This is a genomic window from Micromonospora sp. AP08 (assembly GCF_008085935.1).
Taxonomy (GTDB): domain Bacteria; phylum Actinomycetota; class Actinomycetes; order Mycobacteriales; family Micromonosporaceae; genus Micromonospora; species Micromonospora chersina.
Genome location: NZ_VSEZ01000003.1, coordinates 94,509 through 108,244 on the forward strand (window position 1 = coordinate 94,509; position 13,736 = coordinate 108,244).

Annotated in this window: 10 protein-coding genes; 6 read left to right on the top strand and 4 right to left on the bottom strand. The window is 73.6% G+C overall.

The features are described from left to right. A complete protein-coding gene (locus FXF50_RS06815; protein WP_148426374.1) occupies positions 1 to 1,041 on the bottom strand; it encodes a S66 peptidase family protein in 1,041 nt (346 codons plus the stop codon). Between the two features lie 85 nt (positions 1,042 to 1,126). On the opposite strand from FXF50_RS06815, the gene FXF50_RS06820 reads away from it, so the two are divergent. Together FXF50_RS06820 and ppc are read left to right on the top strand one after the other, a co-directional pair. Beyond that, the gene (locus tag FXF50_RS06820) at positions 1,127 to 2,179 is read left to right on the top strand and encodes a hypothetical protein (protein WP_148426375.1); all 1,053 of its coding nucleotides are present in this window, start codon (positions 1,127 to 1,129) and stop codon (positions 2,177 to 2,179) included. Between the two features lie 123 nt (positions 2,180 to 2,302). Then, positions 2,303 to 5,089, top strand: a complete 2,787-nt coding sequence (gene ppc / locus FXF50_RS06825; RefSeq protein ID WP_148426376.1) for a phosphoenolpyruvate carboxylase — start codon at positions 2,303 to 2,305, stop codon at positions 5,087 to 5,089. 63 nt (positions 5,090 to 5,152) lie between these two features. Here the strand turns inward: ppc and FXF50_RS06830 are convergent, their stop codons facing one another. Beyond that, positions 5,153 to 5,992: a DUF2076 domain-containing protein gene (locus tag FXF50_RS06830; RefSeq protein WP_148426377.1), complete on the bottom strand. Its 840-nt coding sequence runs from the start codon at positions 5,990 to 5,992 to the stop codon at positions 5,153 to 5,155. Positions 5,993 to 6,047: 55 nt separating this feature from the next. Here FXF50_RS06830 and FXF50_RS06835 point away from each other — a divergent pair, with 55 nt between their 5' ends. After that, positions 6,048 to 7,238, top strand: coding sequence for a DNA recombination protein RmuC (locus tag FXF50_RS06835; RefSeq protein ID WP_148426378.1), 1,191 nt, complete (start codon positions 6,048 to 6,050; stop codon positions 7,236 to 7,238). Positions 7,239 to 7,320: 82 nt separating this feature from the next. Next, positions 7,321 to 10,626: a S8 family serine peptidase gene (locus tag FXF50_RS06840; RefSeq protein WP_148426379.1), complete on the top strand. Its 3,306-nt coding sequence runs from the start codon at positions 7,321 to 7,323 to the stop codon at positions 10,624 to 10,626. 79 nt (positions 10,627 to 10,705) lie between these two features. Here FXF50_RS06840 and FXF50_RS06845 read toward each other — a convergent pair whose 3' ends face one another. Together FXF50_RS06845 and FXF50_RS06850 are read right to left on the bottom strand one after the other, a co-directional pair. Next, complete coding sequence (locus FXF50_RS06845) at positions 10,706 to 11,122, bottom strand: hypothetical protein (protein ID WP_148426380.1); 417 nt, start codon at positions 11,120 to 11,122, stop codon at positions 10,706 to 10,708. A gap of 41 nt (positions 11,123 to 11,163) precedes the next feature. Continuing rightward, positions 11,164 to 12,147: a 4-hydroxy-3-methylbut-2-enyl diphosphate reductase gene (locus tag FXF50_RS06850; protein WP_148426381.1), complete on the bottom strand. Its 984-nt coding sequence runs from the start codon at positions 12,145 to 12,147 to the stop codon at positions 11,164 to 11,166. A gap of 179 nt (positions 12,148 to 12,326) precedes the next feature. Between FXF50_RS06850 and xseA the strand changes: the two genes are divergently transcribed. Continuing rightward, positions 12,327 to 13,493 carry an exodeoxyribonuclease VII large subunit gene (gene xseA / locus FXF50_RS06855; RefSeq protein ID WP_222866034.1) on the top strand — a complete coding sequence of 389 codons (1,167 nt, stop codon included), beginning with the start codon at positions 12,327 to 12,329 and terminating at the stop codon, positions 13,491 to 13,493. A 14-nt stretch (positions 13,494 to 13,507) separates the two neighbouring features. Continuing rightward, the gene (locus FXF50_RS06860; RefSeq protein WP_091321990.1) at positions 13,508 to 13,720 is read left to right on the top strand and encodes an exodeoxyribonuclease VII small subunit; all 213 of its coding nucleotides are present in this window, start codon (positions 13,508 to 13,510) and stop codon (positions 13,718 to 13,720) included. Positions 13,721 to 13,736: the final 16 nt, after the last annotated feature.

Here is a 13,736-nt window from a genome sequence, read left to right on the forward strand (position 1 = left end):
TCAGTAGCGCACGGCGATCCGGTGCTCGACGGCGTCGACGCGGATCTCCCCGCCGTACGGGATGATCAGCTGCGGGTCGGTGTGGCCGAGGTCGACGTCGAAGACCACCACGGGGTCGTCGGCGTACGGCGCGAGGGCCCGGAGGATCGCCTCCCGCTGCGCCTCGCCCCAGGCCAGCCGCTCGTCCAGGCTGTGCGGCTTCTCGAAGTCCCACGCCTTGGGCCGGCCGACCACGATGGCCGGGAAGCCGGCGAGCAGCCCGCGCTCGCCCAGGTTCCGCACGGTCCGGAAGACCTCCTGCGCGCCGGGCAGCTCGTTGGAGGTCTCGACGACGAGCACGGACCCGGCCAGCTCGGCCGCCGACGGCACCCGGTCGGTCGCCATCAGCCAGTGGATGATCTCCAGGCAGCCGCCCCAGGTGCGTCCCTGGACGACCCGGGCCGGCCCGTGCCAGCGCCAGCCCTCGCCGGGGAACATCACCGGCTCGTCGGCCAGGGTCGCCGGGTCCCGCCAGTCGCGCGGCTCGTCGCCCCACTCGGGCGCCGGGGTCAGGTCGTACCAGCCGGAGGTGAACAGCGCGGCCCGCAGTGAGTCGAAGGTGAGCGGGTGGGGTGCGCCGGACCGGCCGAGGTGCACGAGCACCGAGCCGCCGTGGTAGGCCACGATCCCCAGCCGGTAGAGGTGGTTGAGGACGTTGGTGTTGTCCGAGTAGCCGTAGTACGGCTTCGGGTTGGCCCGCAGCACCGCGTCGTCCAGGAACGGGGTGACCGTGATCAGGTCGTCCCCGCCGACCGTGGCGAGCACGGCGCTGACGCTCGGGTCGGCGAAGGCGGCGGTCAGGTCCCGCGCCCGGTCGCGCGGGTCGGCCCCCATCTGCCGGGTGGTCGGATACTCCACCGGCTCCAGCCCGAACTCCTCGCGGAGCCGGCGCAGGCCCAACTCGTACACGTGCGGGAAGAGGCCCGGCAGGCCGGCGGAGGGCGAGACGACCGCGACGCGGTCGCCCGGCTTCGGCTTCGGGGGGTAGTGGGGCAGCGCCATGATCCGAAGCTATCGGGCCGGGCCAGCGAATTTCCGCCGGAAGAAACCGCCCGGGTCGGGCATATGCGGGCAATAGGCTGAGCGCGTGGACGAGGCGCAGCGGAACCTTCCGGTACGCGACTGGCTACCCCGCACGGCGGCGCTGCTGCTCGGCACGCTCGCCCTGGCCACCGCGTTCATCGCCGCCTACGTCGGCGCGCTGCACCAGCCCACCCCGCGCGACGTGCCGGTCGGGGTGGTCCTCGGCGACCAGCGCGCCCAGGCCGTCATGGCCGCCGTGCGCCAGCGCACCAACAAGATCGAACCCATCGAGTACGACGACCCGGGCGCCGCCGACGACGGCCTGACCAGCCGAAAGGTGTACGGGGTGCTCACCTCCGGCCCGGACAACGGGCTGCGCCTGACCGTCGCCTCGGCCTCCGCCCCGGCCGCCGCCGAACTGGTGACCCAGGTGCTCGGGCAGGCCGCCCAGCAGGCGAACCTGCCGATCCAGGTCACCGACGAGGTGCCGGTCGAGTCGACCGACCCGCGCGGCCTGGTGCCCTTCTACCTGGCGGTCGGCTACGTGCTCGGCGGCTACCTGGCCTCCACGGCGCTGGGCCTGCGGACCGGCACCGCCCCGGTCAGCCTGCCCCGGGCCGGGCTGCGGGTCGCCGCCCTGGCGGTCTACTCGGCCGTGCTCGGGATCGTCGGGGCCGCCGTCGTCGGCCCGGTGCTCGACGTCTGGCACCACGACATCCCGGCGGTCGCGGCGGTCGGCGCGCTGGCGGTCTTCGCCGCCGCCATGGTGGCCAGCGCCGTGCAGGCCTGGCTCGGGCTGCTCGGCACCGGCATCGTGATCCTGCTGCTGGTGGTGCTCGGCAACCCCGGCTCGGGCGGCATCTACGCCCCGGAGTTCCTGCCGGCCTGGCTGCGCGGGATGCACCGCTGGAACGTGCCCGGCCTGGCCACCGACCTGATCAAGTCGGCGGTCTACTTCGACCGCCGCTCGACGGGCTGGGCGCTGTCCGGGCTCACCATCTGGACCCTGCTCGGGATCCTCGGTCTGGTCACCGCGACGGTCTTCCGGGCGCACCGGCGGGCCGCCCGGGCGCGCGCCCACCCCGACGCACCCGGGGCGCCGGCGGCCCATGGCTGAGCGCGCCGGCTCGTCCCAGAGTGCAGATCATCACGCGGTCCCCCTCCTGCCGCCGGGGCTGGCGCGGATACCATCCAGGGAGTCGGACAGCGCTGTCCTTCGTACTCGCGTAAGGAGCGCACCGTGACCGACCAGCACGACCACGACGGCCCCGACGCCGCTCTGCGGGCCGACATCCGCCGCCTCGGCACGCTGCTCGGGCAGACCCTCGCCCGGCAGGAGGGGCGGCCGCTGCTCGACCTCGTCGAGGAGATCCGCGCCCAGGTCCGCTCCGACCCGCCGGCCGCCGCCCAGCGCCTCGGTGGGCTCGACGTCACCACCGGCACCAAGCTGGCCCGTGCCTTCTCCACCTACTTCCACCTGGCCAACATCACCGAGCAGGTGCACCGGGCCCGCGACCTGCGCCGGCGGCGGGCCACCCACGGCGGCTGGCTGGACCAGGCCGCCAAGATGATCGCCGAGCGCGGGGTGCCGGCCGAGGAGATCGCGGCGGCGGCCCGCCGGCTCGCGGTACGCCCGGTCTTCACCGCCCACCCCACCGAGGCGGCCCGCCGGTCCATCCTGTCCAAGCTGCGCGCCGTCGCCGACGAGCTGGACGCCGAGACCGCCAACGCCATCCTCTACGGCGCCAGCGACGAGGGCCCGGCCAACCGGCGCCTGGCCGAGCTGCTCGACCTCATGTGGCAGACCGACGAGCTGCGGCTGGACCGGCCGGACCCGACCGACGAGGCGCGCAACGCCATCTACTACCTGCGCGACCTGCACGCCGAGGCCGCCCCGCAGGTCCTCGACGACCTCGCCGACACGCTGCGCACCCTCGGTGTGGAGACCTCGCCGACCGCCCGCCCGCTGACGTTCGGCACCTGGATCGGCGGCGACCGGGACGGCAACCCGTTCGTCACCCCGGCGGTCACCCGCGAGGTGCTGCGCATCCAGCACGAGCACGGCATCGAGGCCACCGAGAAGGCGATGGACGAGCTGATCAACGAGGTCAGCGTCTCCCGCCGGCTGCGCGCGGTCTCCCTCGACCTCTCCGCCAGCCTGGCCAGCGACCTGGACGCGCTGCCCGAGGTGGCGCCCCGGTTCCGCCGGGTCAACGCCGAGGAGCCCTACCGGCTCAAGGCGCGCTGCGTGAAGGCCAAGCTGGCCAACACCCGGGAGCGGCTGCGCGCCGGCACCCCGCACGTGCCGGGGCGGGACTACCGCGGCTCCGCCGAGCTGATCGCCGACCTGGAGCTGCTGCGCGCCTCGCTGGCCCGCAACTCCGGGCAGCTCACCGCCGTGGGCCGGCTCGCCTCGACCATCCGTACGGTCTCCGCGTTCGGGCTGCACCTGGCCACCATGGACGTCCGGGAGCACGCCGAGAAGCACCACGAGGTGCTCACCCAGCTCTACGCGGCGGTCGGCGAGGTGTCCGACTACCCGTCGCTGACCCGGCTGGAGCGCACCAAGCTGCTCGCCGACGAGCTGGCCGGCCGCCGGCCGCTCTCCACCCAGGACAGCCCGCTCACCGAGTCGGCGCAGAAGACGTTCGACGTGTTCGGGGCGATCCGCGAGGCGCAGGACCGGTTCGGCGCCGAGGTGATCGAGTCGTACATCATCTCGATGACCCTCGGCGTGGACGACGTGCTCGCCGCGGTGGTGCTGGCCCGCGAGGCCGGCCTGGTCGACGTGCACAGCGGCCGGGCCCGGATCGGGATCGTGCCGCTGCTGGAGACCCCGACCGAGCTGAACGCCGGCGGCGAGATCCTCGACGAGCTGCTGTCCCTGCCGGCCTACCGGGCGCTCGTGGCGGCCCGCGGCGACGTGCAGGAGGTGATGCTGGGCTACTCCGACTCGAACAAGGAGGCGGGCATCACCACGAGCCAGTGGTCCATCCACCGGGCCCAGCGGGCGCTGCGGGACGTGGCCGCCCGGCACGGCGTACACCTGCGGCTCTTCCACGGCCGGGGCGGCACGGTCGGCCGGGGCGGCGGCCCCACCCACGACGCCATCCTGGCCCAGCCGTACGGCACCCTCGACGGCGCGATCAAGGTGACCGAGCAGGGCGAGGTCATCTCCGACAAGTACACGCTGCCCGCGCTGGCCCGGGAGAACCTGGAGCTGACCGTGGCGGCGGTGCTCCAGGCGACGCTGCTGCACACCGCGCCCCGGCAGCCGGCCGAGATGCTGGAGCGCTGGGACGCCACCATGGACGTGGTCTCCGAGTCGGCCTTCCGGCGCTACCGGTCCCTGGTCGAGGACCCGGACCTGCCGGCCTACTTCTGGGCCTCCACCCCGACCGAGCTGCTCGGCGCGCTGAACATCGGCTCCCGGCCGGCGAAGCGGCCGAACACCGGCGCCGGGCTGGCCGGCCTGCGGGCCATCCCGTGGGTGTTCGGCTGGACGCAGACCCGGCAGATCGTGCCCGGCTGGTTCGGCGTGGGCTCCGGGCTGGCCGCGGCGCGGGCGGCCGGGCTGGCGGACGTGCTCGCCGAGATGAACCGGAACTGGCACTTCTTCCGCACGTTCCTGTCCAACGTCGAGATGATGCTGACCAAGACCGACCTGAGCATCGCCCGGCGCTACGTGGAGACCCTGGTCCCGAAGAAGCTGCACCCGATCTTCGAGAAGATCGAGCAGGAGTACGAGCTGACCAAGCAGGAGGTGCTGGCGGTCACCGCCTCGCCGGCGCTGCTGGACAACTCGCCCGTGCTCCAGCGCACCCTGGCCGTGCGGGACACCTACCTGGAGCCGCTGCACCACCTCCAGGTGGCCCTGCTACGCCAGTACCGGGACTCCGGCGCCGCGGGCCGGGCCGTGGCCACCGCGCCGGGCGGCCGCCGCGCCCCGAACGACGGCACGGCGCTGGAGCGGGCGCTGCTCACCACGGTCAACGGGATCGCCGCCGGCATGCGCAACACCGGCTGACCCCGGTCGACGAGGAAGGCCCCGGTCGCGCCGACCGGGGCCTTCGTCGTCCGCGCGGGCGGGCTACCAGTCGCCGCCGCCGAAGTCGCCCCCACCGAAGTCGCCCCCACCGAAGTCTCCGCCGCCGAAGTCTCCGCCGCCGAAGTCCCCGGCGGCGTAGTCGCCCTGGCCGGCGAAGTCCTGGCCCTGGTCCCCGACGTCCTGGCCCTGGTCGCCGAAGTCGCCGCCCTGGTCCTGGCCGTCGTCGAAGCCGTCGTTGAAGCCCTCCTGGTAGCCGGCCTCGTAGCCGTAGCCCGGGTCGGCGAAGGCGGGCGAGAAGAGCGCGTCGGCGATCAGGATGCCGCCGAGCACGCCGGCCCCGGTGCCGAGCGCCGTCTTCCACCAGGGGGTCGAGTACCAGCCGGCCGGCACCGGCCGGCCCTGCCAGTTTCCGCCGGGGTAGTAGTAGGGCGTCTGGTTTCCCGGCTGGGGTCCGGCCCGGTAGGTCTGCCCCTGCACATTGACCTCGCGCTCCTTGGTGAGCATCCCCGCGCCGCGGGCGGCGGCCAGCGGCGGCAGCTCCGGGCCCGGGTCGATGCCCATGGCGGTACGCGCCGCGCGGATGTACGCCAGCCCCTCCAGCGCGGTCTCCCGGGCCAGCGCGAACTGGTGCGGGGTGCGGGCCTGCTCCAGCTGGGAACCGGCCGCGTTGTACCGCTCACCCGCGTCGGCCAGCGCCTGGCGGACGGCCGGGGCGTCCCCGTGCAGGTTCATCAACTGCCCACCGAGCCGCTCGTACCAGCGCTGCGCCTCGGCGCGCGCGTCGGCCAGCTCGGTGGCCCGCCGGGACCTGCTCCCCCACCGCCAGAACACGAGCGCACCTCCGAGCATCAGGATCAGGACCACCCACAGGGCAACCTCCATGGCCTCGAACGTACCCAGCGGGCGCACGTCGTACCCGTTTGGCAAGCTCTTCGGCATGAGCTTCTCGACGCTGGCCGTGGTGGTGCTCTGCCTCGCCGCGGGCGGCGCGGTGGGCTGGCTGGCCGCCCGGTCCCGCTCGGCGACCGAGATCGCCCGGCTGGAGGCGACGCTGGCCGCCACCCGCGAGGGCGAGGGGCGGCTGGAGCAGTCGATGCGGGCGCTCAGCTACGAGGCGACCGCGCAGTCCCAGGAGGCGGTGGCCCGGGCCGTGGCCCCGCTGCACGACACCCTCCGCCGCTACGAGCAGCGGGTCGCCGAGCTGGAGCGCGACCGGGTCGACGCCTACGCCGAGCTGCGCGAGCAGGTGCGGTCGATGAGCGCGGTCTCCGGCGAGCTGCGCACCGAGACCAAGCAGCTCGTCGCGGCGCTGCGCGCCCCGCAGGTGCGCGGCCGGTGGGGCGAGCACCAGCTGCGCCGCATCGTCGAGGCGGCCGGCATGCTGGAGCACTGCGACTTCAACGAGCAGGTCACCGCGGCCACCGACCACCAGGGCGTCCGCCCCGACCTGGTGGTCCGGCTGCACGGCGGCCGCACGGTGGTGGTCGACGCCAAGGCGCCCTTCGACGCCTACCTGACCGCCATGGAGGCGCGCGACGAGCGGGGGCGGGACACCCACCTCGACGCGCACGCGCGGCACCTGCGGGCGCACGTCGACGGGCTCGCCGCCAAGACCTACTGGGCGGCGTTCGACCAGACTCCCGAGTTCGTGGTGCTGTTCGTGCCGGCCGACCCGTTCCTCGACGTGGCGCTGCAGCGCGACCCGTCGCTGCTGGAGCACGCCTTCGCCCGCAACGTCGTGCTGGCCACGCCGGCCACCCTGGTGGCGCTGCTGCGCACGGTGGCCTACTCCTGGCGGCAGGAGGCGCTGGCCCGCAACGCCCTCACTGTGCACTCGCTGGCCCGCGAGCTCTACGGGCGGCTGTCCACCCTGGGCGATCACGTCGGCAAGCTCGGCGGCGCGCTGGGCGGGGCGGTGACGGCCTACAACCGGGCGGTCGGCTCGCTGGAGGCGCGGGTGCTGGTCAGCGCCCGCAAGCTGGCCGAGCTGGGCGTCTCCGACCAGGAGCTGGCCGCTCCCGCACAGGTCGAGCTGGCGCCCCGCCAGCCGCAGGCCCCGGAGCTGGTGGAGGGGATGTCCACATCGGTCGATCCAGTCACGGAGTGGTCACAACCTACTTCGGAGTAGTGACACCGGCAGGGCCAGACCGAAAGATCACGGTCACGTGTGCCCTGTTTCTGTAGGGCCCTGTTCTCTGGAGGAAGAGAACGTGAGTCAACCCCGCAACCGGAGCCGGCGTACCTCCGCCGCGCTCTTCGCCTCGGTCCTGGCGGCCGGCGCCATGACCGTCGGGGGTGGCGCCGCGACCGCGAGCGCAGCCCCCGCCGCCACCCCCGACGTCCCGCAGCCGACCGCCGCGAAGACGCTGGGCGCCCACGACGCCAAGCTCCTGGACGAGGCGGAGGCGAAGCACGCTCCGACCGTCACCCTGATCATCGCCGCCAAGAAGGGCTCGGCCGAGAAGGTCGCCGACGGGCTGGCCGGCCTGGGCGCCTCCGTGAGCCAGCGCTACGACCAGGTCGGCTACCTGCTGGCCAAGGTCCCCACCGCGAAGGTCCTCAAGGCCGCGACGCTCCCCGGCGTCTCCGCCGTCGACCTCGACGAGACCATCAAGCTCCCCGACCCGACCCCCGAGGCCGCCCCGGCCGGGGCGAAGACCGCCGCGCAGGGCGAGACCCTGGCCGGCCCGGGCGCCGACACCGGCCCGGTCAACCCGTACATGCCGACCAACGAGACCGGCGCGGAGGCCTTCAAGGCCGCGCACCCGGAGTGGGACGGCCGCGGCGTCACCATCGGCATCATGGACTCCGGGGTCGACCTGGACCAACCGGCGCTGCAGAAGACCACCACGGGCGAGCGCAAGATCGTCGACTGGGTCACCGCGACCGACCCGATCGAGGACGCCTCCTGGCGCGCCATGGCCACCGACGTGGCCGGCCCCTCGTTCACCACCACGCTGGGCACCTGGACCGCGCCCGCCGGCTCCTACAAGTTCAACGTCTTCCGCGAGAGCATCACCCAGGGCAGCGACGCGCGGGGCGACGTCAACCGCGACGGCGACAACAACACCGACTTCTGGGGCATCCTCTACAACCCGGCCAACGGCGACGTCCGGGTCGACGCCAACCAGAACAACGACTTCACCGACGACGAGCCGATGCGGCCGTACAAGGAGAAGTTCCAGGTCGGCCACTTCGGCACGGACAACCCGGCCACCGCGGTCCGCGAGCAGATCCCGTTCGTGGTCGAGTACCGGAAGAACGTGGACATCGCGCCGGCCGACGGCCAGGCCGGCCCGTACTACGACTTCGTCAACATCGGCATCATCGAGAGCACCCACGGCACCCACGTCGCCGGCATCACCGCCGCCAACGACATGCTGGGCAACAGCGCCTTCGACGGCGCCGCCCCGGGCGCCAAGCTGGTCTCCGCCCGCGCCTGCTCGTGGGGCGGCGGCTGCACCGCGGCGGCGCTCACCACCGGCATGGTGGACCTGGTGGTCAACCGCAAGGTCGACGTGATCAACATGTCGATCGGCGGCCTGCCGGCGCTGAACGACGGCGCCAACGCCCGCTCCGAGCTCTACAACAGCCTGATCACCACGTACGGCGTGCAGATGTTCATCTCGGCCGGCAACTCCGGCCCGGGCCTGAACACCATCGGCGACCCCTCGGTGGCCGGCAACGTGGTCAGCGTGGCCGCGAACGTCAGCAAGGAGACCTGGCTGGCCAACTACGGCTCGGTCGTCCGCAAGGACAACGCGCTGTTCAACTTCTCCTCGCGCGGCCCGCGTGAGGACGGCGGCTTCAAGCCCAACATCTCCGCCCCCGGCTCGGCCATCTCCACGGCGCCGACCTGGCAGCCCGGCAACCCGGTCCCCGAGGCCGGCTACCCGCTGCCCCCGGGCTACCAGATGCTGAACGGCACCTCGATGGCCTCACCGCAGGCCACCGGCGCCGCCGCGCTGCTGCTGTCGGCGGCCAGGGCGACCGACAAGGGCGTCACCCCGGCCGCGCTGCGCCGAGCCATCTACACCTCGGCGAAGCCGATCGCCGGCGTCCCGACGTACGCGCAGGGCTACGGCATGTTCAACGTGCCCGGCGCGTGGGACCTGCTCGCCGCCGGCGTGCAGACCCGCGACTACACCTCCACGGCGCCGGTCTGCACCGAGCTGTCGGCCAACCTGACCCGGTACAACCCGGCCACCGGCGGCTTCGAGCCGACCCCGCACGTGGGCACCGGCATCTACAACCGCTGCGCGGCCGGCCAGGGCGGGCAGAAGGTCAAGGAGAGCCGCTACTACGAGGTCAAGCTGACCCGCACCAGCGGCCCGAACAAGGGCCTCCAGCACACCGTCGCCTTCCGCGGCAACGACGGCACCTTCTCGGCCCCCGCGGTCGTGTGGCTGCCGCTGAACAAGACCGTCACCGTCAAGGTGAAGGCCAAGCCGCTGACTGCCGGCGCGCACGGCGCGATCATGACCGTCGACGACCCGGCCACCTCGGTGGTCGACTTCGAGGTCGCCACCGTCGTGGTCGCCTCGGCCGCGGTCTCCGCCCCGGCCTACTCCTTCTCCACCGAGGGTTCGGTCGAGCGGAACGGCTTCACCTCGTACTTCGTGACGGTTCCGGCGGGCGCGGGCGCGCTCCAGGTCAACCTCTCCGGCATCGCCACCGGCTCGCAGACCCGGTTCATCGCCTTCAACCCGTACGGCGTGCCGGTCGAGAGCACCGCGAGCACCGGCTGCTACACCAACTTCTCCGACGCCGCCGTCTGCAAGCCGCAGGAGCGGGACTACCAGAACCCGCTGCCGGGCGTCTGGGAGATCGAGGTGGAGGCCCGGCGCACGTCGCCGACGCTGGACAACCCGTTCCAGCTGCAGGCGCGGGTGCAGGGCGTCAAGGTCGAGCCGGCCGTGGTCGAGCTGCCGTCGGTGACCGCCGGCACCCCGACCGAGGTGAGCTGGGGCCTGACCAACGTCTTCGGCCCGGTCCAGGTGACCGGCGTCGGCGGCCCGCTGGCCAGCGTGCACGCCGAGCGGCCGAGCATCGCCCAGGGCGCCCGCCAGGAGTACACGGTGGACGTGCCGGCGGGGGCCACCTCGTTCACCGCGCGGATCGGCAACCCGTCTGACCTGAGCGCCGACCTGGACCTGTCGGTCTTCCTCGGCGCGACCCGGGTGGGCCAGTCGGCCGACGGTGACTCGGAGGAGGCGGTCACCCTGTCCAACCCGGCCGCCGGCACCTACCGGGTGGTCGTGGACGGCTACGCGATGAGCGACCCGACCACCGCGTACGACTACCGCGACTCGTTCGCCGCCCCGGCGCTGGGTTCGCTCTCGGCCCCCAGCACCCCGCTGGCCCTGGCGAACGGCGCCACCGCCACCCTGACCGGCACGGTGACCGCCCAGTCCACCCCGGCCGCCGGCCGGGAGCTCTACGGTGACCTGGCCGTCACCACCACGGAGGGCGCGGTCGTCGGCCGCGGCTCGGTGGAGATCGGCGCGGTCAACTGACCCGCTGACGTCCGGAGCCCCGTCCCCCATCCGGGGGCGGGGCTCCTTCGTTTCCGGCCCGGTCTCCCCGGGCGTGCGCTCAGGCGCGGCGGGCGGATTCGACGACGAACGGGGTGCCCTGCTGGCAGGTGGTCATCATGCCGGGCTCCGAGTGGCCGGTGACCTCCACCCGGGCGCCGGGCGTGAGCACGTCACGCGGGCCGCCGATCAGCAGGTGGTCGTCGATCAGCAGGCACTTCGGCTCGACGCCGGCGCGGATCGTACCGGTGAGCGTGGTGGCGCCGGGGCCGGGCGGCTTCGACGGGCCGCCCTTCCAGGTGGGATCCGGGCGGCTGGGGCCGATGCTCGGACCGGTGCTGGGACCGGGGTCGGGCTGGCTGGTCACCGGGGTGGCTCCCGTCGGGGTGGGGCCGGCGGGCTCGGTGCCCGGGCCGGCGCAGGCGGTCAGCGCCGCGCCGGCGAGCAGGGCGACGAGCGCTGTCCGAGGAGTCTTCATGAGCGCTTGGACGTGGCGGGCCGTCGTTTCGTTCCGGCCGGTCAGCCGCGGGTTGCCGCGGCCTTCAGGTCCCGCTTGAGCTCCTGCGGCAGCGAGAAGGTCAGCCGCTCGTTGGCGGTGGTGATCTCCTCGACGTCGGCGAAGCCGCGCTCGGCCAGGTGCGCGAGCACCTGCTGGACCAGCTCGTCCGGCACGCTGGCGCCCGAGGTCAGCCCCACGGTGCGGGCCTCCGCCAGCCAGGCGTCGTCGATCTCGTGGGCGAAGTCGACCAGGTATCCGGCGCGGGCGCCGGCGTCCAGCGCCACCTCGACGAGGCGGACCGAGTTGGAGGAGTTCCGCGAGCCCACCACGATCACCACGTCGCAGCCCGGGGCGATCTCCTTCACCACGTGCTGGCGGTTGGAGGTGGCGTAGCAGATGTCGTCGCTGGGCGGGGACTGGAGCAGCGGCAGCCGCTGCTTGAGCCGGGCCACGGTCTCCAGGGTCTCGTCGACCGAGAGGGTGGTCTGGGAGAGCCAGACGACCTTCTCGGGGTCGCGCACGGTGACCTTGTCGGCGCCGTCCGGGCCGTCCACGAGCTGGATGTGCGCGGGCGCCTCACCGGCGGTGCCGATGACCTCCTCGTGCCCCTCGTGGCCGATGAGCAGGATGTCGTAGTCCTCGGCGGCGAACCGCCGGGCCTCCTGGTGCACCTTGGTGACGAGCGGGCAGGTCGCGTCGATCGCCTTGAGCGAGCGGGCCTTGGCCTGCTCGTAGACCTCGGGGGCCACGCCGTGGGCGGAGAAGATGACGGTGGCGCCCTCCGGCACCTCCTCGTTCTCCTCCACGAAGATCGCACCCTTGGCCTCCAGCGTCCGCACCACGTGCTTGTTGTGCACGATCTGCTTGCGGACGTAGATCGGCGCGCCGTAGAGCTTCAGCGCCTCCTCGACGGTCTGCACCGCCCGGTCCACGCCCGCGCAGTAGCCGCGGGGCTTGGCCAGGAGCACGCGCTTGCCGGTCCGGGAAGTCTCAGCCTCAGTCACCCGACCATCGTACGTGCCGGCTTCCGGCCGGCCCGTCGATCATGAGGTGGGCGGCGTCCACGGAGATCGACATCACCGTCAACCTCATGATCGACGCGGGGCTCGTCGGGGGTGGGGCTTAGGGTGGGCGGGTGAGCGACGGGGAGCGGAGCACGTCCGAGGAGCCGTGGCCGGTCCGGGTGGTGAGCCAGAAGGTCGGTGCCTGGATCGCCCGGTTGGGGTGGGTGTGGGTCGATGGTCAGGTCGCCCAGATCAGCCGGCGGCCCGGGGCGAGCACCGTCTTCCTGACGCTGCGTGACCCGTCGGCGGATCTCAGCCTGACCGTCACCACCAACCGCGACGTGCTCGACTCCGGCGCGCCGGAGCTGCGCGAGGGCGCCCGGGTGGTGCTGCACGCCAAGCCCGAGTTCTACGCCGCCCGGGGCACGCTCAGCCTGCGCGCCGACGAGATCCGGCAGGTCGGGCTCGGCGAGCTGCTGGCCCGGCTGGAGAAGCTCAAGAAGCTGCTGGCCGCCGAGGGGCTCTTCGACCGGGCCCGCAAGCGCCGGCCGCCGTTCCTGCCCGGCCGCGTCGGGCTGATCACGGGCCGCGCCTCGGCCGCCGAACGCGACGTGCTGACCAACGCCCGCCGCCGGTGGCCGGCCGTGGAGTTCCGGACGGTCAACGTGGCCGTGCAGGGCCCTAGCGCGGTGCCCGACATCGTGGGCGCGCTCAAGGCGCTCGACGCCGACCCGACGGTCGACGTGATCGTCATCGCCCGGGGCGGCGGCAGCATCGAGGACCTGCTGCCCTTCTCCGACGAGGCGCTCTGCCGGGCGGTCTTCGCCTGCCGCACGCCGGTGGTCAGCGCGATCGGCCACGAGACCGACGCGCCGCTGCTCGACTACGTCGCCGACGTGCGCGCCTCCACGCCGACCGACGCGGCGAAGCGGATCGTGCCCGACCTCACCGAGGAGGTGCGCCTCATCGGCCAGGCGCGGTCCCGGCTGGAGCGGGCCGTGCGCAACCTGGTCGACCGGGAGCAGCACCGGCTGGACCTGCTGCGCTCCCGCCCGGTGCTGGCCCGCCCGCAGGTGATGGTCGACCAGCGGGCCACCGACGTCGCCGCGCTGCGCGACCGGACCGGCCGCTGCCTGGACCACCGGCTGGGCGCCGCCACCGACGACCTGCGGCACACCCTGGCGCGGCTGCGCGCCCTCTCCCCCGCGGCCACCCTCGACCGGGGCTACGCCATCGTCCAGCGCGCCGACGGGCACGTGGTCCGCGCCGCGTCCGAGGTGGCCAAGGGCGACCCGCTGCGCGTACGCCTCGCCGAGGGCGAGCTGACCGCCACCGTGGACGGCTGATGGAATGGGACCCGATGACTGACACGACGAAGGACGAGCAGCTCAGCTACGAGCAGGCCCGGGGCGAGCTGGCCTCGGTGGTCGAGCGGCTGGAGGCGGGCGGCACCTCGCTGGAGGAGTCGCTGGCGCTCTGGGAGCGCGGCGAGCAGCTCGCCGGGATCTGCCAGCGCTGGCTGGACGGCGCCCGGGCCCGCATCGACGCCGCCCGGCAGCGCGCCGAGGACTGAGCGGCGGGACGGCCGG